Here is a 24,950-nt window from a genome sequence, read left to right as displayed (position 1 = left end):
TTAAATACTTTAATATTAAATAATTATTTCATTAATAATAATCTTAATAAGATTAATTTAATTATTATTTTAATTTATATATTTATAATATTAATATATTATTTGTATTTTAATAGTTTTAAAAAAATGTTGTTTTTAATGTTAAGTTTAAATATTAATCTTTTTTATATAATATGTAATATTATTATGAGTAATTTTATTTATATGTAGTTTGATTTTAATAGAATGTAAATATTTTTTAGAACTAATTAAAACATCTATGATTTTTAAGATGATGGTGAATAAATAAATTAAATATTGAATATAAAATTATTGTTGTATAGCTATGATATCATTTAGTTTTTTTAATTTATTTAAAAATTATTTATTTTTTTTTGAAGTTTTAATAAATTAAAATTTTAAAAATAAAAGCTTTTAGAAAATTTAGTATTTTCAAAAAATCTATTATTTTGTTTGCATATATATAATATTTCTAGAACATTTTAAAAGAAATTTATAAAAATAAAAAATTAATGCTAATTTTATTAAGTTTTATTTTAAATATTTAATGTAAGTTACATGTAAATTAGATGAAATTCTTATAGAGGATATGATATGTTTAAATATTTGTGTTTTATTTTTTTGGAATGGTAACTTGTAATAGTATAATTCTTCTATTATTTGCAATATGAATTTTAAATTTATATTGATTAATATTTATATATTCGCCTCTTATTGGTAGATGTCCTATTTTTTTCATTACTAAACCGCCAATAGTATCAACTTCTTCATCATTGAAATTGGTATTAAAAGTTTCATTAAATTCTTTAATAGAAGTTAATGATTTTATTATAAAAGTAGATTGATTTAATTGACAAATATTTTTTTTAGTTTCATCATATTCATCTTCAATATTACCTACTATTAATTCAAGTATATCTTCAATAGTTACTAATCCAGATACTACCCCGAATTCATCAATAACAATTGCCATATGATTTTTGGTTAATCTAAATTCTTTTAGCATATGATTAACATGTTTGCTTTCTGGAACAACTATAGCAGGACGTAATATTTTTTTTATGCAAAACATTTCGGTATTATTTTTTATAAAAGGTAGTAAATCTTTAGTTATTAAGAATCCTTCTACGTAATTTTCGTTTTCACTCATAACTGGAAATCTTGAATGTAGAGATTTTGTAATTACATCTAAACATTGTTCTAAAGAATATGTTAATTTTAAAGTAATCATTTGTGGTCTCGGAATCATAATGTCTCGTATTTTTTGTTTAGTAATATGTATTACTCCTTCAAGCATGTGGCCAGTTTCTCGATCTATTAGCTCGTTTTCTTCGGAATATTTTATTAATGTTAATAATTCTTCTTTATTTTTTGGTTCATCATGAAAAATTTGACTTAATAAAATAGAAAAAAAACCCTTTTTGTTCTCTTTGTCGCTATGTTGTGCATTATCGTCACTCATGGTGTTATAGTATTAATTTTACAATTTAAATTAATTTTTAAAAGTTCGTTAAAAAATATCATTTTTGAGTATATAATTAGATTTTTAATAAATATAAGGATTTTTGTAATTTAATGATGCCATTATTTTGGTTTCTAAATATTCCATTTTAATTCTATTGTTTAAATTGTCATGATTGTAACCTAGTAGATGTAATATTCCATGTATAGTTATATGTGCCCAGTGTGATTCTAATGTCACATTTTTTTTTTTTGCTTCTTCGGTTACAATTTCTGAACAAATTATTAAATCTCCTATATAATTTTTGTCTATCATTTTATCATTAATATATGAAAATGATAATATGTTAGTAGCTTTATTTTTTTGTCTAAATTTATAGTTTAGCGATTTAATTTCTGATTTTTCTACTATACGGATTAAAACTTTAATATTTGATTGATAAACATGCATTAAACTCGATCTAATCCATATTAGATATTGACATTTTTTAGGTAAGAATATTATTTTTTTGCTAGCTATTTGTATGTTTAAAGTAATTTTTTTATTCATGTAATAATAGTACACATAAGTATGATTGGTTTATAAATAATAGATATGAATTATTTAAATAAAATGTTTATATAATAGGTTTATATCAAATGTTGATAACATATAGATTATTTTATTTTATAGTTTTTTTTTGAGACATTGTCATCAGTTTGTAACATCGAATTATTAATTAATAATATTTTATTGACAATTCTATTTTTAGTTATTTCTTTTTTCGTAAGAACCACGTAAAGAATTTGGATTTATTTTAGTTATTTTTAAATTTATAAATTCTCCAATCATATTTTGATTACCTTTAAAATTAACTATTCTATTATTTTCAGTTCGTCCAAATAATTCCTTAGGATTTTTTTGAGATCTACCTTCAACTAAAACCGATTGTATACTACCAAGCATTTTTTGGTTCCACATTGTAGTGTTATTACGTATTAAAGTTTGTAATATATGTAGTCGCTTCTGTTTTTCGCATAATGTAACATTGTCTTGTAATTCTGAAGCAGGTGTTCCAGGTCTTGGTGAATAGATAAAGCTATAACTCATATCAATGTTTAAATCTTTAATTAATTGTAATGTTTGTTCAAAATCTATTAATGTTTCTCCTGGAAATCCGATGATAAAATCTGAACTAATTTGAATATTAGGACGTAATTTAAGTATTTTATTAATAATAGTTTTATATTCATCAATGGTGTGCATTCTTTTCATTAATTGTAATATTCGATTAGAACCACTTTGCACAGGTAAATGGAGAAAGCTAACTATTTTTGGAATTTCAGCGTAGATTTCAATGATATCATCAGTAAATTCAAATGGATTACTAGTAGTAAATCGTATTCTATCAATTCCATCAATAGATGCAACTAGTCTTAATAGATTAGAAAATTTGCAAATATCTCCATTAAAAGTTTTCCCTTTATATGAGTTTACATTTTGCCCAAGTAAATGTATTTCTTTTACTCCTCTACTAGATAAAGTAGATATTTCTAACAAAATATCATCTACTGGGCGACTAATTTCGTGTCCTCTTGTATATGGTACGATACAAAATGAACAAAATTTGTTGCATCCTTCCATAATAGATACAAAAGCTGTGACTTTAGGTTTACGAGGGTATTCTATGAAATTAAATTTTTCGGTTAAGGGAAAGTCGATATTAGTAACGCTTTTTTTATTTTTTTTTACCTCTTGTATCATGTTTGGTAAATAATGTAAAGTTTGTGTTCCAAAAATAATATCAACATAGTTAGCACGTTTATAGATATTTTTTCCTTCTTGTGTTGCTACGCATCCTCCAACTGCGATAATTAAATTTGGATTTTTTTGTTTTAATTTTTTCCATCTTCCTAATTGATGAAAAACTTTTTCTTGTGCTTTTTCTCGTATTGAACATGTATTTAATATTAAAACATTAGCTAATTTTGGATCTTTTGTATTTTCGTATCCATGTTTTTGCTTTAAGATTTGAGTAATCAAGGCTGAATCATATTCATTCATTTGACAGCCCCATGTTTTTATATATATTTTATTGTTTTTCATATTTTTTTTTTAAAACCATATATATAGTTATTTGTATTTCAATTAGTTTTAGCACTTAAATTATATTTCAATATTTTTATATTGAGATTTGTTAGTAGTATTACATAAATATTAAAATTTTGTTTTTTATTCGTCAGTTATGTAAAAAAAACTATTAATTTTATTTTTAATTCTAAAAACATTGGTTTTATAGTGATTATAATGTTTTAATACTGCTTGTATCCATATTTTTGTCGTAGACAATTTAACTACAGATAATATCCATCCGCATGAACTAAAGTTTTTATTTTTTTTTTGCTCGATATTATCTCCAATTTTGGGGATAGGATAGGAATAACCGGATAACCAATGTAAATAATGTTTATTGAGTTTTTTAAAGTGTATTTTAGCGATCATTTCTTGTCCATAATAGCATCCTTTTTTTAAATCCAGTCCGTTTAATTTTTCTAAATTAAGTGATTGAGGAAAAAATTTTTTATTTATATTGTAATCGATAATAGGAAAGTTCGAGGCTATTTCTAGAGCTAACCATATTTTATGGTGATATATTTTGTCTACTAATGATAATATTTTATTAAGAATTAAATTATGCTTTTTAATAATTATTAAGTATCTTTCGTGTGGTTGATCATATTTAAGGATGATAACATCATTTTCTTGGTATACGGAATCGCGTTCATGTGGGATATTCTTAAAAATTTGGAGTAACTTTGTTCTAGCTTCTCGTCCCATTATTCCGAGTAGTATAATGTCTTTTTTTTGACATATGTTCACATGAGAAAAGATCGAATATTTTTTAAGTTCATTAATTTGAAATTTAGATGTGCTTTTTCTTAGAATATACGCATATCCGTCGTTATGCATAAATAGGCGTAAAATACTCAGTACTTTACCATCAATTGTGCAATGTGAACATATTATATGTTTATTTGATTTTAATAATTTTAGATTATATGTTATTTGGCCTTGTAGATAATTAAAACAATCTTTTCCTGTTACTGTTATAAATGACCAATCTTTTAAAAATGTTAGTTTAATCGTTTTAGAAAAATGTAAGTTATATTCTATAAGTTCATTGTTCATATTTTTATTAATTACGTTTATGTTTGATTGATGAATTGTATTTAAAATGTGTTAAACATTGTTATAAAATTTTTGTGTTAATATTATGTTGTTTTGGTAAAATATATTTTTATATATTAGATATAATACTTTATTTAAAACTTGTAGTATAAAAATTATATTATAATTAGTATATTACTATTGTTTATTTTACCTAAAACGATTATATGTTGGTGCATAAGATGTGTGAAAGAAGTATGTTTAAAAATAATAATATAATTAATGATCGTATAACAAATTTAGTTTCTCAAATAAACAAACTTAAGAGGCGTCTTTGATTACGATATAAAAAAAAATAGATTGCTAGAAATAAATATGGAATTAAAACTTCCTGAAACTTGGAAACATCCAAGTTTAATAAAAAAAATAAACAAAGAAAAAAATCAATTAATATCTGTAGTAACTCAAATAACAAAAATAGATAATGATGTTCAAGAATTAATTGACATTTTAAATTTAGAAAATTCAAATAATATAAATAGTATATTAGATAATGTTTTATATGAATTTAAAAACATTGAAAAATCTATTCATGAACTAGAAAAATGTAGTATGTTTTTAGGTAAATATGACTATTTGAGTTGTTATGTAGATATACAATCTGGATCAGGCGGGGTGGAGGCTCAAGATTGGGCAAGCATGTTATTGCGCATGTATGTAAGATGGGCAGAATCAAAAAAATTTAAAATAGATATTATTGAACAAACATATGGTGAAGTAGTAGGTATAAAGTCTGCTACTATTGAGGTATTAGGGAAGTATGCATTCGGTTGGTTTCGTACTGAAACTGGTATACATCGTTTAGTTCGAAAAAGTCCATTTAATGCGCACCATAGAAGACATACATCTTTTTCTTCTGTATATGTGTATCCTATTTTAGACGATGCTATTAATGTTGATATTAACACTCGTGATTTAAAAATTGATGTATATCGCGCTTCAGGTGCAGGAGGGCAACATGTTAATAAAACTGAATCTGCAGTTAGAATTAGACATTTACCTACAGGTATAGTTGTGCAATGTCAAAATGATAGATCTCAACATAAAAATAAAGATCAAGCTATGAAACAATTAAAAGCAAAGCTTTATGAACAACTAATAAATGAAAAAAAATGTCAACAAAAGATATTAGAGAATAATAAATTGAATATAGGATGGGGACATCAAATACGTTCATATACGTTAGATAACTCTCGTATTAAAGATTTAAGGACAGGTGTAGAAAGTAAAAATATTCAGTCTGTTTTAGATGGAGGATTAGATCTATTTGTTGAATGTAGTTTAAGAAATGGATTATAATAATTTTTCTACAATATATATTTAAAGTGTACACTTTATAATCATAGGAAATATATAGACATGTTGATAAATGAAGAAAAAGAGCGTAGGGAAAAATTAAATTATATAAAAAAACATGGATATAATTTTCCAAATGATTTTAAGCCAAAAAATAATTTTTCAGATTTGACACAAAGATATAAAGATTATACGAGAGATCAACTGTTTTCATTAAAAATTTGTGTTAGCGTAGCTGGACGGATGACAAATAAGCGTATTATGGGTAAAAGTTCTTTTTTTATATTAAAAGATTTTGAAGGAGAAATTCAATTATATATTCAAGAGAATTTATTTGCTTTGAATTTTTATAAACAGTTTGTTAAAAAATGGGATTTAGGTGATATTTTGGGAGCAAAAGGAAAATTGTTTAAAACAAGAACTGGAGAGTTGTCTATTCATTGCACAGAAATAAAATTATTAACTAAAGCATTAAAACCTTTGCCAAGTAAATTTCATGGATTGTCTGATCAAGAAACTAGATATCGACAGAGGTATTTAGATCTTATTAGTAATAGGACATTATGTTCTATTTTTAAAATTAGGTCTTTAATTTTTATTAATATTAGAAAGTATATGTTGAAAAAAAAATTTTTGGAAGTAGAAACACCTATGATGCAAAATATTCCTGGGGGGGCTTCTGCACGCCCGTTTATTACTCATCATAATACTTTAGAGATAGATTTATATTTAAGAATTTCACCTGAATTGTATTTAAAAAGATTAATTGTTGGAGGTTTTAATAAAATTTTTGAAATTAATAAAAGTTTTCGAAACGAAGGTATATCGACACGTCATAATCCAGAGTTTACAATGATGGAAGTGTATATGGCTTATTCTAATTACCATGACATGATGAATTTTACTGAAAAGTTATTGATGTTTTTAGTAAAGGAAATTGTGGGTAATAGTCAGGTTAAACATGGTACTAATATTATTGATTTTAAAAAAAAATTTTTTAGGTGTACTCTTAAAGAGGCAATATTAAAATATAATCCTAGTATTAGATTATCAGATTTAAATGATGAAGTAAAAATGAATAAAATTGTAAAGAAATTAGGAATTAATGTCAAAAAAAAATTAAACGCAGGTCAGTTGATTCTTGAAATATTTAATAAAACAGTTGAAAAAAAATTAATTCAACCTACCTTTATTTTGGATTATCCAGTAGAAGTTTCTCCATTGTCTAGAAGAAGTGATGTTAATAAAAATGTTGTGGATCGTTTTGAATTATTTATTTCTGGTTATGAAATTGGTAATGGATTTTCAGAGTTAAATGATGCAGATGATCAAAAAAAACGGTTTTTAATGCAATGTAAACTATCTCATAATATTAATAATTTAAATAAAATTAGTTCTTTTGATAAACACATTTTATATGATAGTGATTATATAACTGCTTTAGAATATGGATTACCACCAACGTCAGGTTTAGGAATAGGAATAGATCGACTAACAATGTTATTAACTAATCAAAAAAGTATTCGTGATGTAATTTTTTTTCCGATATTAAAGCCTTCAGTCTGATTTTTTAAAATGTACATAATGTATGTTGACATGAAACTTTTATTTATAATTTAAGAATATATTAATATTAATTTTTTAATTATTTTAAGAATAATTAAAATAATAAATTTTAAAAGGGAATAAGTGTGTCTGGTTTGTTAAAAAAAAAACAACGTTTTAGTTGTAATGATATTTTAAAGATAGTTTCTAAATATGGGACACCTTTATGGGTATATGATTCTAATATTATAGTAAAAAAAATAAAAGAATTGAGTCAATTTGATGTAATTCGTTTTGCACAAAAGTCATGTTCTAACATTCATATTTTAAATTTGTTTTATAAATATAATGTCAAAATAGATGCAGTTTCATTAGGAGAAATTGAACGAGCTTTAATATCAAAGTATAGATTTACAATGGATCAGGATGTAGTATTTACATCTGATATAATTGAGCGGGAAACGTTAAATAAAGTAGTTCAGTACAAGATTCCAATAAACATCGGATCAATCGATATGTTAGAACAAGTTGGAAAAATATCTCCTGGACATAATATTTGGTTAAGAATAAATCCTAAATTTGGTCATGGACATAGTAAAAAAACGAATACTGGTGGCGAAAATAGTAAACATGGAATTTGGGATATTAATTTAGCTTTTCCGTATATTACAAAATATAATTTTAAACTAATTGGTTTGCATATGCACATTGGATCTGGTGTGGATTATTGTCATTTAAAACGTGTTTGTAAAGCGATGATAGATCAAGTATTACAATGTAAATTTAAGATACATGTTATTTCTGCAGGTGGAGGATTAACTGTTCCCTATCATTGTAACGATGAACCAGTAAATGTTAAAAATTACTTTTTTTTGTGGAACAAAGCAAGAAAGATAATTTCTAATTATTTAAATAGACCAATAAGATTAGAAATAGAACCTGGGCGTTTTTTAGTAGCAGAATCAGGAATCTTAGTATCTGAAATTAGAGTAATAAAAAAAACAAATAATAGAACTTTTATTCTTGTTGATTCAGGTTTTAATGATTTAATAAGGCCTGCAATGTATGGTAGTTATCATCATATATCTGTGATTCCAAGAGATGGGCGTTGTGTTAACTATGATGATACAATAGAAGCTGTAGTTTGTGGTCCATTATGTGAATCAGGAGATGTTTTTACCCAAAACGAATATGGTGATATAAAGACTAGAATATTACCTAATGTTCAAATAGGAGATTTTTTAGTTTTTCATGATACTGGTGCATATGGAGCATCTATGTCATCTAATTATAATAGTCGTCCATTAATCCCTGAAATATTATTTAAAGATAACGAATTTCATATTATTAGGCGTCGCCAAACTATGAAGGAATTATTAGAATTAGAGATAAATTGCATATAAACCTTGTCAATCAAATTATATTTTTATTTGTGCTAGATGTTTAAATTAAAACGTCAAAATAAATATTGACCACTTTGTGTTTAATTGAATATTATTTTTAGTTAAACAGTTTTATACAATAAATTTTTTTATAATATAATTGCATTTAATATAGCATATGAGAAATATGTACATTCATTTTCCGCAATTTAGTCCTATTATTTTTTCTATTTTTTCCATTCCTATACGTTGGTATGGCTTGATGTATTTTTTAGCTTTTATTTTTGCATTATGGAGAGGAAAAACGCGAGCAGAGTATTATAATTTAACACAAATAGAAGTAGAAAACTTATTATATTCTTGTTTTATAGGTTTATTTATAGGTGGAAGAATTGGATATATTATATTTTATAATCCTGTATTTTTTTTTGAAAATATGTCCCATATATTAAAAATATGGGAAGGAGGGATGTCATTTCATGGAGGATTATTAGGAGTTATAATAGTTTTATTATTCTTTTCAAAAAAATTAAATAAACATATTTTAGAAATATCTGATTTTATTGTTCCATTAGTTCCATTTGGATTAGGTGCAGGAAGACTTGGAAACTTTATAAATGGAGAGCTTTGGGGGCGAATAGCACCTGACTTTAAGTTTTCTGTTTTATTTCCAAATTCAAGAGAGATAGATCTGAATGTAGCAGCGAATAATTTAGAATTAAAATCATTAATAGAAAAATTTGGAGTTTTACCCAGACATCCATCTCAAATATATGAATTTGTTTTAGAAGGTTTAGTATTGTTTTTTGTATTAAATTATTTTTCAAAAAAATCTATGCCATTCGGTTTCGTTTCTAGTATATTTTTGATTTTATATGGGTGTTTTCGCATATTTTTAGAAATTTTTCGTCAACCAGACAGACAAATAGGTTTGTTTTTAAATACATTTAGTATGGGGCAATTACTTTCAATGCCTATGATTGTATTAGGTATATTAATTGCAATTAATATTTATGTTAAGGTTTTATAATATAAGTTTTGGATATATATATGAAGAGTTATTTGGTTTTGTTAAAAAAAATATTAAAAGAAGGAAGTAATAGGAAAGATCGAACAGGAATAGGAACATTATCAGTTTTTGGATATCATATGGAATTTAATTTGAAATTGGGATTTCCGTTAATTACGACTAAAAAATGTCATTTTCCTGCTATAGTTCATGAACTTTTGTGGTTTTTAAAGGGAGATACAAATATAAAGTATTTAAATGATCATAATATATCTATTTGGAATCCATGGGCTGATGAACGTGGATATTTAGGTCCAATTTATGGAGAACAATGGAGATCATGGAAAACAAAAGATGGACGTGTAATTGATCAAATAGATAATGTAATACATTTAATAAAAAACAATCCAAATTCTCGAAGAATAGTTGTATCTAGTTGGAATGTTGGTGATTTACATAAAATGGCATTATTACCATGTCATGTATTATTTCAGTTTCACGTTGTTGATCACGTTTTGCATTGTCAATTATATCAGCGATCTTGTGATGTTTTTCTTGGTTTGCCTTTTAATATAGCTAGTTATTCTTTATTAACACATATGATAGCACAACAGTGTAATCTAAAAGTAGGTAATTTTATATGGACTGGCGGTGATGTGCATTTATATAAAAATCATATCAAACAAGCTAAAAAACAAATTTTAAGACGTCCTTATTTACTTCCAAAATTAGTTATTAACAGAAAACCTACTCAAATATTTAATTATCTTTTACAAGATTTTAATTTATTGAATTATAAATATCATCCTTCTATTCATGCTAAAATAGCAATATAAAGTTTTGTTTTAGTTTAATTAAGATGTAAAATCGTATATATATCGTGAACGAATGTTTTAAGATTTATTTTTGAATTTAATTTTAAAAATGTGTAGATAAATATCTATTTGTATAATTAAGAATATTATGGCTAAAGGTTTGTTGTTTATTGTTTCAGCGCCAAGTGGAACTGGAAAATCTAGTTTAATTCAAGCATTAGTAAATACTCATCCGTTATATTCGATTAAAGTTTCAGTATCTCATACAACTCGTATTATACGACCAGGGGAATGTCATGGAAAACATTATTACTTCATATCAAATACTGAGTTTCAAAACATGATTGATAAAGAAGAATTTTTAGAATACGCTAAAGTATTTAATAATTATTATGGAACTTCAAAGAAACAAATTAATTATGGATTGTCGACTGGTACAGATGTTTTTTTAGATATAGATTGGCAAGGTGCTAGGCAAATTCGGAATAAGCTACCAGAATCTAAGAGCATATTTATATTACCTCCGTCTAAAGAAGAGTTGTATAGAAGATTATGTAAACGAGGACAAGACAGTGATATAATCATAAAAAAGAGAATGAATCAAGCAGTTTCTGAAATGAAGCATTATATTGATTATGATTATTTAATTATTAATGATAACTTTAATTTGGCTGTTTCAGATTTGTATAAAATTATTAGAGTAGCACATTTATCTATTAAACATCAAATACAAAGGAATAATTTATTAATTCGTAATTTGTTGAATGAATAAAAATTTTTAGTTTTGTATTTTATTATTACAATAAAGATTTTTGTTTATTCTTTAATATTTCGAAGTAAAATTTTTCGTTCGTTTTCTTTTAAGTAACGTTTTCTTAATCTTATAGATTTTGGTGTAATTTCTACTAATTCGTCATCATTAATAAAACTAATTGCGTATTCTAAGGTCATTTTAATTGGTGTCGTTAACGTTATAGCTTCGTCAGAACCTGATGCTCTCATATTGGTCAATTTTTTTCCTGATAAACAATTTACTGTTAAATCGTTGACCCGATTATGAATTCCGACAATCTGACCTTCATAGACTTTTGTTCCGTGTGTTATAAATAATTTACCACGGTTTTGTAAATTAAATAAAGAAAATCCAATAGCTTGTCCTGTTTTGTTTGCGATTAATACACCATTTCTATGTCTTTTAATTTTGTTAGATTCTATTTTTTGATAGTGGCTAAAAGTAGAATAAAATAATCCAGATCCAGATGTTAAAGTTGAAAATTCTGTTCTAAATCCAATTAAAGAACGACTACTTATTATACAGTCTAGTCTAGTACGCTCATTGTTTTGATCAGGAGTAATATTTGATATCGTACCTTTTCTTTGTCCTATAGTTTTCATGATCGTTCCTTGATATTTATTTTCAATGTCTAATACTACTGTTTCCATAGGTTCTTGTATTAATTCATTAATCGTTTTTAAAATTACTTGAGGACGTGATACTTCTAGTTCAAACCCCTCTCGTCTCATATTTTCAATTAAAATAGATAAGTGTAATTCTCCTCGTCCAGAAACGGAAAATGTGTTAGTATCGTTAGTTTCTTTAATTTTTAAAGCTACGTTGTAATTTTCTTCTTTTTTTAAACGATTAAATATTTGTCTAGACGTTATATATTTTCCTTCTGTTCCTGAAAATGGTGATTTATTTACAGAAAATAGCATTTCTACTGTTGGTTCATCTATTTTAAGCATTGGTAAAGCACTAATATATTGAGGATCACAAATAGTATCTGAAATGTTTAATTTGTCAATTCCGGTAATTGCTATTATGTCTCCTGATTGTGCTTCATTGATTTCAATTTTATTAAGACCTAAATATTGTAATATTTTCCCAATTTTCCCGGTTCTTTTAACTTCAGTATTATTAATTATAGATATAGATTGATTTGATGTAACTGATCCCTTGTTGATACGCCCGATACCAATAATTCCCAAGTAGTTGTCATAATCTAATTGTGAAATTTGCATTTGAAATGGACAATTTGGATAAACAGTTGGTGGTGGAGTATATTTTACAATAGCATTATATAGTGGAATCATATCGGGATTCATATGATTATATGATACTCCTGATGTTCCTAGTAATGCTGAAGTATATATAGTAGGAAAATCTAGTTGTTCATCTGTAGCATTAAGATTAACAAATAAATCAAATATTTGATCTATAACCCAGTTTGGTCGAGCATGTTTTCTGTCTATTTTATTTATGACTACAATTGGTTTAATACCATAACTGAATGCTTTTTGAGTGACAAATCTAGTTTGCGGCATGGGTCCTTCAAGAGCATCAACTACTAATAATACAGAATCTACCATAGATAAAATTCTCTCTACTTCTCCACCAAAATCAGCATGTCCTGGAGTATCAATGATATTTATTCGGTATTTTTTCCATTGAATGGCAGTGTTTTTTGCTAAAATAGTAATTCCTCTTTCTTTTTCTAGATCATTTGAATCCATAATTCGTTCGGAAAATTCTTCATGTTTTTTAAAAGTTCCTGACTGTTGTAGTAATTTATCAACTAAGGTAGTTTTTCCGTGATCTACATGCGCAATAATTGCTATATTTCTGAGGTTTTTGTTTGTTTTTTTTTGCATAATATTTAGAGACATAGTATGTAATATAAAATATAATTATTATTATGAAGCAATATTAACATTTTTTGTAACGAAATATTTGTTTTATTAAAAATATTTGTATTAATTTTATGATTGATAAATAGGTATTTTAAAATAATATTTATTTTATAGTGTAATTGTTAGTATATGTATGATATTAAGTTATATATTTATAATGTATTTAGTTGATACAATAGATTATCAGAAAATTTGTTGTATTATAAAGACTTTTGAGGACAATATTTTGTTTCAGAAAAATTATCATTCGACATGGTTTTTGAAAAGTATTGCTAATATTCAAAAAGAAAAATATAATTATGGTTTAGAAGTTGCGTTTGTTGGTTATTCAAATTCAGGAAAATCTTCAATAATTAACGCTTTAACTAATCAAAAAAAGTTAGCAAAAATTAGTAGAACTCCTGGAAGAACGCGATTGATTAATATATTCTCGGTTACGTCTGAGATTCGTTTAGTTGATTTCCCTGGTTATGGTTATGCTCAAGTGTCTAGATCTATATCGAAAAAATGGAAAGAAATGATTTTTCAATATTTAAATATCCAAAAATGTCTACAGGGTTTAGTAATAATTACTGACATTCGATGTCCTATTAAGGAGATAGACGAATTGGTAATAAATTTAGCTGTCTCTTTAAATATTCCAATATTATTATTGCTCAATAAGATGGATAAGGTGACGCGTTCAATTCAAAAATCAAAATTATTTTCAACTCGTGAAAAAATGTTAAATTTTTCAAATAATATTAATGTTGAATTATTTTCTTCATTTAAAAAAATTGGAATACATAAATTGCAATTTGTGTTAAACAATTGGTTTAGTTCAGATAAAAAATTATGTCAATAAATCGCTTTGATTTATATTTTTTTAATAAAATAAAACAATTTAATATATAAATTTTTTAATGTTAATTAAATTAATGAAGATTTTAATGTTTTTTAGTAATTATTTGATTTATGTTACAATATTTTAAAAATATTGTTGTGTTTTTAGGAGCAAAAATATATTTTTTTGGTATATAATGAGATAGCATATTTTAATGTGTTATGAAATAATTTATGTATGTATGTTTGTAAATAATTGATTTATTTAGTTTAGCATATAGGTAAATTAACATTTATATTTAATGTTTGAATAAAATATCGTTAAAAAAATATTTTTTTATTTACAATTTTTTAACCACAACCCCTGTTTTAATAATTTATTCCAGTTATAAAATTTGTAATGTAAAAAAAAGTTTGATATTTCTGTAGTACATGGAGGTAACATTTTTATTTTTTTGGTAGTAATATTTACATTTATGTCAGTTTTAATAGTAGCTAATTTTTGTGAAAGGAAAGCTAACTTTTTATAAGTATGTAAGTTATTATATATAGTTTTAGCTTTTTTTATTAAGCATTTTGGTATCTTTTCAATATTGTTATAAATATTTTCTAGTGATCCAAAAGTTTTTAGTAGTATTAGTGCTGTTTTTTTTCCTACTGTTGGAACTCCAGGAATATTGTCTGAATTATCTCCCATTAAGCCTAATAAATCTGGAATTAATTTTGGGATAATTCCGTATTTTTTTTTTACTTTACTTTCATCTAAAACAATGTTAGATGTTCCAATTAAAACGTGTATGTGAATATTTACTAATTGTGCTAAATCTTTATCGTTAGTGCTAATTAAGATGAAATATTTTTTTTTATACAATTTTGTTGCTAATGTTCCTATTATATCATCGGCTTCAACATGAGGTATAGAGATAATAGGAATTCCAATGTGTTTAATAATATGATGTATTGGTAAGATTTGCTCTTTTAGATCGTTTGGCATTTTAGGTCTATTTTTTTTATATGGAATAAATAATTCATTTCTAAATGTTTTTTGAGGAGAATCAAATATTACAACAATGTTAGAATAAGGATATTTTAGTAGCATACTTCTTAGCATGTTAAGCATTCCATATATTGCCCCACATGGTTTGTTAAAATTATTTTTAAATTTTAAAAATGCATAATAAGCACGATATAAATATGATGTTCCATCTATTAATAAATAGTTAACGTTTTTTTTATAAATGATCATAAAAATTATTTTTTAACGATTAATATAGTGATTAAATACGATTTTATATGATTAAGTATATAAATACTATTTTATTATTAATGTTTTTTAAAAAAATATATAAAGTTTTTAGTGTTTAAAATTATAATTTTTTATTTAATAAGAATTGAATAATTTCGATATATTTATTAATAAAATTAGTTATAGATTTTTTTTGAATGATCATATCGTTAATTATATATTTTCCTTTGATAATGGTAGCAGGTACACGATCTAGTTTTATAAATTTTTCTATACGTTCTTGTTTATAAATAAATGATTTAACAACAAAGCTATTTGAAATAAAGTCATAGTCATGTTTATTCATTTTTGTTAGTTTTAAAAATGTATTTATTAAATTTGGTATAGTAGTGATTGTATGTTTTTTTTGTATTCCTTCAAAAATAGGGATTAAAATTTTTTTTTCTAATTTTTTAATAACAGATACTGCCCAAATTTTCTGTAGTTGTTTTTCAAATTCTCCATTGGATAAGTTTACGCAATATTTTGTTATTATTAAGTTTTTTGAAATTTTTTTATGTATGTAATGGTTAATGTTATATTTTTTTTCTAGGTCGTAACAATAAGGGCACAAAAATGAAAAAAATTCTATAATGGGTGGTGGTCTATCAGACATTTTATTATAAACTTTACTATATTCTTTTCCCTCGATAAAGGATTTATTCGAACTATCAAAACCTAATAATATTATTAAAAACAACATCCAAAAATTTTTCATATCATATATAATTTTCTTATAAATAATTTTAGTATAATAGCCGATAAATATTTTTATTTCTCAATGAAATAGTATATTTTTTTTGGTTTAAATGTCTTGATTAACTATATATGCTAATTTTTTCGAAATTTGATTAATAAGTATAATTTAAATATTGTTGTATTATTATGTTTAAGTATAAAGCAAAATATATCTAAAATCTTTAAAATTATTATGAAGTTTTATTAAATATTATTTAAAAATTCAAATTTTTGTATGAGTAAAATAATAATGAATAAAAAAAACAATGATACTCCGATGATAAAACAGTATTTATCATTAAAATTGCATTATCCTAATATGTTTTTATTTTATAGATTAGGTGATTTTTATGAATTATTTTTTGATGATGCTAAACGAATTTCTTTAATGTTAGATATTACGTTGACTAAACGGGGCTATTCTTCACAAAAAGAGATTCCGATGGCTGGTATTCCATATACTTCATTAAATCGTTATTTGTCTAAATTATTAAAAATAGGTGAATCAGCTGTAATATGTGAACAAACTCATATAATCGATAAACGTACTGGTTTAATTGAACGAAAAATTTCGAGGGTAGTGACCCCTGGAACAGTAATTGATGAAGAATTTTTAAGTGAAACTAAAAATAATTTATTAGGATCTGTATATTATTCTAAAAAAAGATTTGGATATGCTACATTAGATTTATGTTCTGGGAATTTTTATATTTCTGAATATGATACGTTTGAAAGTTTTATATCAGAGTTGCAACGTACAGATCCAGAAGAGTTATTAATACAAGAAGATTTTCTTTATATGAATTTTTTTGAAAAAAGAAAAGGTATTCGACTATGCAAGTTAAATGATTTTAACATTGATAGTGCATATCAGCAATTAAAATGTCATTTTAAGACTAAAAATTTAAAAAGTTTTGGAGTATATCAGAATAATTTAGCTATATCTGCAGCGGGTTGTCTATTAAAATATTTAAAATTTATTCAATATTCGTTATTACCTCACGTAAAATCAATAAAAGTAAGGTATGATTGTAATCATATTTTTATGAATTCAGCTACTCGCAAAAATTTAGAAATTATTAATAATATTTCTGGAAAAAAAGAACATACATTGTTGTCTATTCTTGATAATACGGCTACACCAATGGGTGGTAGATTATTACGAAAATGGTTAAGTGCTCCTATAAAAGATATTAAAATTATTAATAAGCGGCATAATATAATTAAATCTTTAAAAACTGTTTATATGTCTTTATCACTTCTACTAAAAGGAATAGGAGATTTAGAAAGAATTATATCTAGAATAGCATGCAGGTCTGCTTCACCTAAAGATTTTGTTTCTATGAGATCAGCTTTACTTCAATTTTCTAAGATTATTTTTGTATTAAACAGTACTAAGAGTAAAACATTAGAGCTAATAAGTTGTAAGATAAAAGAATATAATTCAATATTAATTTTATTACGACGTTCTTTAAAAGTTTGTCCTTCTAAAACAATTAAAGAAGGTAATGTTATTTCTGAAAACTATAATAAAGATTTAGATAAATGGAGAAAAATAGCTAATAATGCTTCGGAGTATTTACAGTATTTTGAAGTTAGTGAGAGAAAACGGTTGCATATAACGTCATTAAAAGTTAACAATAATAGAGTATTGGGTTATTATGTTCAAATTAGTAAAAAAGATATTAAGTTAGCACCTAATAATTATAAAAAAATTCAAACTTTGAAGCATTGTGTTAGATATTCTACGTTAGAATTATTAGATTATGAAAACAACGTGAATAATGCTAAAGATAAAGTATTAGAAATAGAAAATTATTTGTATAATGAATTATTTGATTTTATTATTCCATATATAGATTCATTAAAAATAAGTGTAAATACTATATCTGAATTAGATGTTTTAAACAATTTAACCGAAAGAGCTTGCGTATTGAATTATGTTTGCCCGGTAATTTCTGATGAATATGGTATATTGTTAACTGATAGTCGTCATCCAGTTGTAGAAAATCTATTAAAAACTCCATTTGTTAAAAATTCGATTAATTTATCTAAAAGTTCTAATATGTTAATTATTACAGGTCCTAACATGGGTGGTAAAAGTACCTATATGCGTCAAATAGCATTAATTGTTATTATGGCTTATATAGGAAGTTTTGTTCCTGCTAAGTATGCACGTATTGGATTATGTGACAAAATTTTTACTAGGATTGGTTCTGCAGATAATTTAGCTTATGGAGAATCAACCTTTATGATGGAGATGATAGAAATGTCAAGTATCTTGCGTAATTCAACATCAAATAGTTTAGTGTTAATAGATGAGTTAGGAAGAGGTACATCGATGCATGACGGTTTATCATTAGCTTGGGCATGTATAGAATACTTAGCAGGAAAGATAAATGCTATGACTTTGTTTTCTACGCATTATTTTGAATTAACTAAATTAAAAAATTATTATTCTAATATTAGGAATATGTATTTTGATGTTTTAGAACACAATAACGAAATTGTTTTTACTTATGTTATAAAAAATGGTTTTATTAATAAAAGTTACGGATTAGTTGTTGCTGCATTAGCTAAGTTACCTAAGTGTATATTATTATCTGCTAAAAAAAAATTAAAAGAATTCTATCCCTAATAGGTGTTATAATATTTATACGAAATATGTCACATATTTTTTTAAATAATTATTTATTATCATAAAAAGTGATTTAGATTTAGAATTTTGTATTTTTGTAAATATGGAATTTAACATTTTTATACAAAACAAAGTAGTTTCAATGATTAGTATTGAAAATTATTTATTGCAATTAGATAATTTAATAAAATTTTAAATATTTAGAATGTATTTTATTGTTTTGTATTAAAAATTTAATGCTAGATTTAACATTTTTCATTTTTTAAGCTTTAAAAATTTTTAATATATTAATATATTAATAAGTGTTTTAAAATTTTGTAAACATTTATATTATTTAGTATTTTTAAACATTAAATTAATTCAAAAAATAAGTTTAAAAATAATAAGTAATCACTAATATATTTTAAATTTTTAACATTAATAATTTATTTAGTATTAATATTCTAAATATTTATTTTGGAATAATATATTTTATTATATGTCTAACGTTGTGAATATATTCAATAATGATATTATATAAATAGATGTGGATAAAGTAAAATAATAAACATGTTTTTAACGTTATTATATAGATTACTTTGTTGGAATAAAATTAAAAATTATTGATTAAAATTTCAGCTATAAATTTTGGTTAACATGGAAATTTATTATTATTAAAAATATTAAACTGCATTAAATTATATATAAGCAATTAATTAATAATTTTAAAATATTGGTTTGTTTTTTTGTTTTAAAGTTAAGAAATTCGAATTTATTATTATTCTTAGTAGTTAATAACTTATATTATATTATTAAATGTTTTTATAAAAGCATTTCGTTATAAAATTTTATTTTACTCTCAATATAAAATAAAGAACATAATTTTTATTATGAATATAATTTCAAAAGATTTTTTTAATTAAGATTTATTTTTAATATTCTGATTTAAGATGTTAAACATTTAGAAATATAAATATTTATTTTTATAGAGAAAAATATGAAAATGTCTACGATTGGATTATTGGTATTATTTTTTTTGTTACAGATAAAATTTATATTTGGACAATATGGTTTATATGAATATCTAATATTAGATAGAAAAAGTTTAAAGAATATTTCGTACGTTTTTTATTCTAAATTTAAAAATATTAATTTTTTTTGTAGATTATTATAGTTATGGTATTAATTTAATTTTTTGAATAATGTTTAAGATATGTTTTTATGTACTTAGTGTTTTAGATGTAGTTGTATAGCAATTTTCGAGATTATAAATATAATGGTAATAATTAAAATTTTTCAGTTAACTAAAATTTTATGAGTATTACTTATAACTTTTCATTTTCTAAGATTTCTAAAGTAGTTCCCGTTACTGGATGTGGTAAAAGAATGTTGTTAAATTTTCTAAAACCATACATAGAAATTAACAATTATACTATTCTTAAGCAAATAGTATTAAGCTTTTATTAGTTCATTCTAAAATAGGTAATAGTTGTAGTCAGTAAATCGGATAATATATTTCATTGATTTCTAATAATTATCCAATCTTTGTGTTTGCTCTGTGATTGGCGGAAATTTTAGAGCTGGTTCTGTATTATCTGAGTTACTTGTCAATTAAAAATGTTAATTGGGTAATTATTCGTGATTTGGTTTAGCCATGTTTAGTATATAAAGATTTAGAAAAAATTATAAATATAGTTAATATCAGTAATATAGGGACGTTTTAGCAGCATCTATATATGATACCATTAAATATAGTGATATGAGTTATTCTAATGTATTTCATACTATTAATTGTAATCGATTACTGCGTTTGTTGATTCAACTTTTTCTACTAAAATTGTTAAAATGTTGTTTAAAAAAGGCGATTTTGATAGGTTTTGTATGATAGATGAATTTTCTTCAATGGAATATTTCGGATGTTTTCCAGAATTAGTTGAGGGGTAACAGTAATAATATTAAAACAACTGTTTTAGAAGATGTTATAATAGTCACGTTTTTCATAAATTATGTTAATGATATTAAGAGAAATGATAAATGAGAATTGGATATAGTTTTTACGTAAACACTTTTAGAAGTACTCAATCAAATTTTAATTATTGGTGGAGTAATCATTCCTAATTTCAGTGGTTTAATTGTTTATTCTGATGGTGTGATGTAGTGTTACATGCTATTATGGATTCGTTATTAGGAGTTTTTTTGTTAGGAGACATTGGTTTGATTTTTTATAATACTAACAAAAAATATAAAAATATTAGCAGTAAAATATTATTAAAAGAGGTTCAAAAGATAATTTAGAAAAAAGGATGCATGATATCCAATGTTGACGTTACAGTTTGTTTCTGAATTTCCAACACTTGTTTATTATAAATATCGTATGATATGGAATATTTCTAAAAATTTATTATGTTTTCTATTAATGATATTAATATCAAATGTACTGTTATCTAAAAATTAGGATTTTTTGGTTGTAGAGAAGGTATTGCATGTGAAAAAGTATAGTATTATTGAGTTAATGACTAATAAGTGTTTATGATGTAAAATTTTCGTATAAATATTATTTAACAAAAATTGTTAACATCTTAAAAACTATTTTGAATAATATTTTAGTGTAGTATTTTTTAATTATTTGACAAATAATATATATAAATTTTAGAATTAACTTTTATGATTTTATAAATAAAGTATATTTCAAAGTATATTGGTAGATATTTTTATTAAAAAATTTTTAAATTAATTTTAATTTATAAGATTACTTAAAAACATCTTTATACAAAGTATATAATAATATATACATTTTTAAGATTATAGATGTTGTTTGATCGATCGTTGGTAGCATTTATTTTCTATTTTCTTTTGTATTAAACACAATAGATATGGCTATTAAAATCTATTGTGTTTTTAAATGAAAATTATAATTGCATTATGATTTAAATATTAAAATAAAAATTTTTAAATATTTTAGTTTTTGCTCCCAATTTTTCTTCTATGCGTATTAGTTGATTATATTTAGCTGTACGTTCTGATCGACAGACAGAACCAGTTTTTATTTGTCCAGAGTTTGTTCCTACAGCTAAATCAGATATTGTCGTATCTTCAGTTTCTCCGGATCTATGCGAAATAACAGTATTATAATTTGAATTTTGTGCTAATTTTATAGCATTTAAAGTTTCAGTTAATGTTCCTATCTGATTTAATTTGATTAAAATAGTATTAGCAATGTTGTTTTGTATTCCCTTTTTAAGTATATTAGTATTAGTTACGAATAAATCATCACCCACTAATTGTATTTTTTTTCCTAATTTTTTTGTTTGATATTTAAATCCATTCCAATCTGATTCATCTAGCCCATCTTCGATAGATGTAATGGGATATTTATCAACTAAAGCACTTAAATAATTTGTAAATTCATATGAAGTAAATTTTTTTTGTTCGCTTGTTAGTTTATATGTTTTAGTTTTGCTATTGTATAGCTCAGAAGCTGCACAGTCTATACAAAAAGTAATGTCTTTGCCTAACATGTATCCAGATTGTGAAACTGCTTCTGATAATATTAAAAATGCTGATTCATTAGATTTTAAATTTGGAGCATATCCTCCTTCATCTCCTACAGTAGTATTAAAACCTCTTCTTTTTAGAATCAATCCTAACGTATAAAAAACTTCAGCTCCTATTTGAATAGCTTCTTTAATCGTATTTGCTTTAATGGGTTGTATCATAAACTCTTGTATGTCAATGTTATTGTCTGCATGTTTTCCTCCATTAATAATATTCATCATTGGTAATGGCATCAGTAATTCTTCTTTGATTCCGTGCAATTCAGAAATGTATTGATATAAAGGTATTTTTTTAGATTGTGCAGCAGCTTTTGCCGTTGCTATTGATACAGATAAAATAGAATTAGCACCGATTTTAGATTTATTTTTAGTTCCATCTAAATTAATCATAATTTTATCAATGTTTTCTTGATCATATGCATCTTGGTTATATATAGCACTGGATATAGAAGTATTAACTATAGATACAGCTGTTTTTACGCCTTTCCCAAAATATCGTAATGGATCGTTATCTCGTAATTCTAGTGCTTCTCTCGAACCTGTAGAAGCTCCTGAAGGAATTGAAGCAAGTCCAATAGATCCGTTTTGTAAGTGTACTTCAGATTCGATCGTTGGATATCCTCGGGAATCAATTATTTCTCGAGAAATTATTTTTTTAATTTTTGACATAAATACTCTTTGTGTAGTGGTGATTTATCTAATTTTTTTTATGTTTTATAAGAATTTAATATTAACTTATTTTTGCTTAATTTTTTTATATTGAATTGCTGCTTTAATAAAATCTATAAATAATGGGTGCCCATCTCTAGGTGTAGAAGTGAATTCAGGATGGAATTGACAAGCAATAAACCATAAATGATTTGATAGTTCGATAATTTCCACTAACTTATTTTTTTTAGACTTCCCAGTAATTTTTAATCCATATTTTTCTATTTTATTAATGAATTTATTATTTACTTCATATCGATGTCTATGTCGTTCAGAGATTATATTTTTTCCATATAGTTTATGGGAGATGCTGTCTTGTTTTAGGTAGCATGTTTGATTACCTAACCGCATTGTCCCACCTAATTTTTTTTTGACGTTATTATTAATGTTTGGTAAATTTCTATTTCCTTTTGGAATTAATGAAATTATTGGGTGTTGGCAATTTTGAGAGAATTCTGTAGAATTGGCATCTTTTAAACCGATTACATTTCTAAAGAATTCTATTAGTGCAATTTGCATGCCTAGGCATATTCCAAAAAAGGGAACGTTGTTTATTCTAGCATATTCGACAGTTATTAATTTTCCTGTTATGCCACGATGTCCAAAACCACCAGGAATTAAAATTCCATGTAGACAATTTAATCTATTTGTTCCATTTTTTTCTATTTTTTCTGAATTTATTAATTTTATTTTTACAACAGTTTTATTTTTAATTCCTCCGTGTTTTAGTGCTTCAATTACAGATTTGTATGCGTCTGGTGATTTTATATATTTTCCTATGATACCGATTGTTACTACATTATTTGTGTTTAATTCGTTATATATTACTTCATCCCATTCGGACAAATCAGCAGGTGGAACTTTAAGTTTAAAGTGATGACATATAATTTGATCAACTTTTTGAAGATTTAATAATTTTGGAATTTTATAGATAGAATCTACGTTTATTAATGAAATAACAGATTCTTTTAAAACATTACAAAACAAAGCTATTTTAGAACGTGCTTGTATTGGAATAGTGTATTGTGATCGACAAATTAATATATCTGGTTGTATACCTATAGATAATAATTCTTTTACTGAATGTTGAGTAGGTTTTGTTTTTATTTCTTTAGTAATAGATATATAAGGTACTAAAGTTAAATGTATATATATCGTATTTTCGCGTCCAATATCTATAGCTATTTGACGAATAGCTTCTAAAAAAGGAAGAGATTCTATATCTCCAACCGTACCTCCAACTTCTACAAACACGATGTCTACGTTATGAGCACAAGAAATAATTCTTTTTTTAATAGTGTTGGTTATATGCGGAATAATTTGAATTGTGGCACCTAGATATTCACCTTTTCTTTCTTTGTTTAAGACTTCTGAATAAATACTTCCAGTTGTAAAGTTGTTTTTTCGCGTCATTTTGGTTCTAATGAATCTTTCATAATGACCTAAATCAAGATCTGTTTCTGCACCGTCTTCTGTAACAAATACTTCTCCGTGTTGTTCTGGGCTAATAGTCCCTGGATCTATATTAATATAGGGATCTAATTTTATAATAGTTACATTTAAATTTCGTGCTTCGAGTACAGCGGCTAGAGCAGCTGTAGTAATACCCTTTCCGAGAGATGAAACTACTCCCCCTGTTATAAAAATAAAGCGTTTTTTCATGTTAAACCAAAAATTTTTAGTAAAATGTAAAACGTAATTTTAATATAGCAGTTTTTTTAAAATATTTTTTTTTTAGAGTATGGATTTGCATAATTTTATATAGATATAATTTTTTTTAAAGTAATTTTAATTATATGAAAGAGGATAAATATATTTA

19 protein-coding genes are annotated in these 24,950 nt (G+C 24.4%); 10 read left to right on the top strand and 9 right to left on the bottom strand.

Annotated features, from left to right (window positions below):
• Positions 1-613: 613 nt before the first annotated feature.
• From corC to ygfZ, 4 genes are all read right to left on the bottom strand, one after another.
• The gene (gene corC, locus BBP_RS01965) at positions 614-1,462 is read right to left on the bottom strand and encodes a CNNM family magnesium/cobalt transport protein CorC (protein ID WP_011091507.1); all 849 of its coding nucleotides are present in this window, start codon (positions 1,460-1,462) and stop codon (positions 614-616) included.
• 84 nt (positions 1,463-1,546) lie between these two features.
• Positions 1,547-2,011 (bottom strand): rRNA maturation RNase YbeY, encoded by a 465-nt coding sequence (ybeY, locus tag BBP_RS01960; protein ID WP_011091506.1) that lies wholly within the window; start codon positions 2,009-2,011, stop codon positions 1,547-1,549.
• A 198-nt stretch (positions 2,012-2,209) separates the two neighbouring features.
• Entirely contained in the window at positions 2,210-3,547 is a 1,338-nt protein-coding gene (miaB, locus tag BBP_RS01955; RefSeq protein ID WP_011091505.1) for a tRNA (N6-isopentenyl adenosine(37)-C2)-methylthiotransferase MiaB, read from the bottom strand.
• A 126-nt stretch (positions 3,548-3,673) separates the two neighbouring features.
• A complete protein-coding gene (ygfZ, locus tag BBP_RS01950) occupies positions 3,674-4,630 on the bottom strand; it encodes a tRNA-modifying protein YgfZ (RefSeq protein ID WP_011091504.1) in 957 nt (318 codons plus the stop codon).
• A 236-nt stretch (positions 4,631-4,866) separates the two neighbouring features.
• On the opposite strand from ygfZ, the gene prfB reads away from it, so the two are divergent.
• The 6 genes from prfB (at position 4,867) to gmk (ending at position 11,488) form a co-directional block, all read left to right on the top strand.
• Positions 4,867-5,968, top strand: a protein-coding gene (prfB, locus tag BBP_RS01945; RefSeq protein ID WP_148140866.1) for a peptide chain release factor 2 whose coding sequence is annotated in 2 segments (ribosomal slippage) — positions 4,867-4,923 and positions 4,925-5,968 — 1,101 coding nt in all. Because the reading frame shifts where the segments join, the coding sequence is not laid out codon by codon here.
• A gap of 60 nt (positions 5,969-6,028) precedes the next feature.
• On the top strand, positions 6,029-7,531 hold the full coding sequence (lysS, locus tag BBP_RS01940; protein ID WP_011091502.1) for a lysine--tRNA ligase: 1,503 nt from the start codon (positions 6,029-6,031) through the stop codon (positions 7,529-7,531).
• Between the two features lie 125 nt (positions 7,532-7,656).
• Positions 7,657-8,913 carry a diaminopimelate decarboxylase gene (lysA, locus tag BBP_RS01935; protein WP_011091501.1) on the top strand — a complete coding sequence of 419 codons (1,257 nt, stop codon included), beginning with the start codon at positions 7,657-7,659 and terminating at the stop codon, positions 8,911-8,913.
• A gap of 157 nt (positions 8,914-9,070) precedes the next feature.
• Entirely contained in the window at positions 9,071-9,922 is an 852-nt protein-coding gene (lgt, locus tag BBP_RS01930; protein WP_011091500.1) for a prolipoprotein diacylglyceryl transferase, read from the top strand.
• Between the two features lie 20 nt (positions 9,923-9,942).
• Positions 9,943-10,737, top strand: a complete 795-nt coding sequence (gene thyA, locus BBP_RS01925; RefSeq protein ID WP_011091499.1) for a thymidylate synthase — start codon at positions 9,943-9,945, stop codon at positions 10,735-10,737.
• A 127-nt stretch (positions 10,738-10,864) separates the two neighbouring features.
• Positions 10,865-11,488: a guanylate kinase gene (gmk, locus tag BBP_RS01920; RefSeq protein WP_011091498.1), complete on the top strand. Its 624-nt coding sequence runs from the start codon at positions 10,865-10,867 to the stop codon at positions 11,486-11,488.
• Positions 11,489-11,532: 44 nt separating this feature from the next.
• Here the strand turns inward: gmk and typA are convergent, their stop codons facing one another.
• Positions 11,533-13,368 carry a translational GTPase TypA gene (gene typA / locus BBP_RS01915; RefSeq protein ID WP_044010641.1) on the bottom strand — a complete coding sequence of 612 codons (1,836 nt, stop codon included), beginning with the start codon at positions 13,366-13,368 and terminating at the stop codon, positions 11,533-11,535.
• Between the two features lie 265 nt (positions 13,369-13,633).
• Here typA and yihA point away from each other — a divergent pair, with 265 nt between their 5' ends.
• Positions 13,634-14,251 (top strand): ribosome biogenesis GTP-binding protein YihA/YsxC, encoded by a 618-nt coding sequence (gene yihA / locus BBP_RS01910; RefSeq protein ID WP_044010638.1) that lies wholly within the window; start codon positions 13,634-13,636, stop codon positions 14,249-14,251.
• 315 nt (positions 14,252-14,566) lie between these two features.
• On the opposite strand, the gene BBP_RS01905 is transcribed toward yihA, so the two are convergent.
• Positions 14,567-15,475: a 5'-3' exonuclease gene (locus tag BBP_RS01905; RefSeq protein ID WP_011091495.1), complete on the bottom strand. Its 909-nt coding sequence runs from the start codon at positions 15,473-15,475 to the stop codon at positions 14,567-14,569.
• Between the two features lie 121 nt (positions 15,476-15,596).
• A complete protein-coding gene (locus tag BBP_RS01900; protein WP_011091494.1) occupies positions 15,597-16,232 on the bottom strand; it encodes a thiol:disulfide interchange protein DsbA in 636 nt (211 codons plus the stop codon).
• A gap of 255 nt (positions 16,233-16,487) precedes the next feature.
• Between BBP_RS01900 and mutS the strand changes: the two genes are divergently transcribed.
• From mutS to BBP_RS02845, 3 genes are all read left to right on the top strand, one after another.
• On the top strand, positions 16,488-18,890 hold the full coding sequence (gene mutS / locus BBP_RS01895; protein ID WP_011091493.1) for a DNA mismatch repair protein MutS: 2,403 nt from the start codon (positions 16,488-16,490) through the stop codon (positions 18,888-18,890).
• A 1,293-nt stretch (positions 18,891-20,183) separates the two neighbouring features.
• Entirely contained in the window at positions 20,184-20,336 is a 153-nt protein-coding gene (locus BBP_RS02895) for a hypothetical protein (protein WP_187145689.1), read from the top strand.
• Positions 20,337-21,026: 690 nt separating this feature from the next.
• The gene (locus tag BBP_RS02845; RefSeq protein WP_079172727.1) at positions 21,027-21,164 is read left to right on the top strand and encodes a 2-C-methyl-D-erythritol 2,4-cyclodiphosphate synthase; all 138 of its coding nucleotides are present in this window, start codon (positions 21,027-21,029) and stop codon (positions 21,162-21,164) included.
• A gap of 632 nt (positions 21,165-21,796) precedes the next feature.
• Here BBP_RS02845 and eno read toward each other — a convergent pair.
• Together eno and BBP_RS01880 are read right to left on the bottom strand one after the other, a co-directional pair.
• Positions 21,797-23,092 carry a phosphopyruvate hydratase gene (eno, locus tag BBP_RS01885; RefSeq protein ID WP_011091492.1) on the bottom strand — a complete coding sequence of 432 codons (1,296 nt, stop codon included), beginning with the start codon at positions 23,090-23,092 and terminating at the stop codon, positions 21,797-21,799.
• A 66-nt stretch (positions 23,093-23,158) separates the two neighbouring features.
• Positions 23,159-24,793 (bottom strand): CTP synthase, encoded by a 1,635-nt coding sequence (locus BBP_RS01880; protein ID WP_011091491.1) that lies wholly within the window; start codon positions 24,791-24,793, stop codon positions 23,159-23,161.
• Positions 24,794-24,950: the final 157 nt, after the last annotated feature.

This window comes from Buchnera aphidicola str. Bp (Baizongia pistaciae) (genome assembly GCF_000007725.1).
Lineage (GTDB): Bacteria > Pseudomonadota > Gammaproteobacteria > Enterobacterales > Enterobacteriaceae > Buchnera_B > Buchnera_B aphidicola_H.
Note: the sequence above shows the minus strand (reverse complement) of the source record. Positions and strands in the feature narration are given on the sequence as shown.

Coding starts and splice junctions, on each gene's coding strand:
- mutS (WP_011091493.1), top strand. CDS start 16,488: ATGAGTAAAATAATAATGAATAAAAAAAACAATGATACTCCGATGATA.
- gmk (WP_011091498.1), top strand. CDS start 10,865: ATGGCTAAAGGTTTGTTGTTTATTGTTTCAGCGCCAAGTGGAACTGGA.
- BBP_RS01880 (WP_011091491.1), bottom strand. CDS start 24,793: ATGAAAAAACGCTTTATTTTTATAACAGGGGGAGTAGTTTCATCTCTC.
- lgt (WP_011091500.1), top strand. CDS start 9,071: ATGAGAAATATGTACATTCATTTTCCGCAATTTAGTCCTATTATTTTT.
- ybeY (WP_011091506.1), bottom strand. CDS start 2,011: ATGAATAAAAAAATTACTTTAAACATACAAATAGCTAGCAAAAAAATA.
- BBP_RS02895 (WP_187145689.1), top strand. CDS start 20,184: ATGAGTATTACTTATAACTTTTCATTTTCTAAGATTTCTAAAGTAGTT.
- ygfZ (WP_011091504.1), bottom strand. CDS start 4,630: ATGAACAATGAACTTATAGAATATAACTTACATTTTTCTAAAACGATT.
- typA (WP_044010641.1), bottom strand. CDS start 13,368: ATGCAAAAAAAAACAAACAAAAACCTCAGAAATATAGCAATTATTGCG.
- thyA (WP_011091499.1), top strand. CDS start 9,943: ATGAAGAGTTATTTGGTTTTGTTAAAAAAAATATTAAAAGAAGGAAGT.
- eno (WP_011091492.1), bottom strand. CDS start 23,092: ATGTCAAAAATTAAAAAAATAATTTCTCGAGAAATAATTGATTCCCGA.
- lysS (WP_011091502.1), top strand. CDS start 6,029: ATGTTGATAAATGAAGAAAAAGAGCGTAGGGAAAAATTAAATTATATA.
- corC (WP_011091507.1), bottom strand. CDS start 1,462: ATGAGTGACGATAATGCACAACATAGCGACAAAGAGAACAAAAAGGGT.
- miaB (WP_011091505.1), bottom strand. CDS start 3,547: ATGAAAAACAATAAAATATATATAAAAACATGGGGCTGTCAAATGAAT.
- BBP_RS01900 (WP_011091494.1), bottom strand. CDS start 16,232: ATGAAAAATTTTTGGATGTTGTTTTTAATAATATTATTAGGTTTTGAT.
- BBP_RS01905 (WP_011091495.1), bottom strand. CDS start 15,475: ATGATCATTTATAAAAAAAACGTTAACTATTTATTAATAGATGGAACA.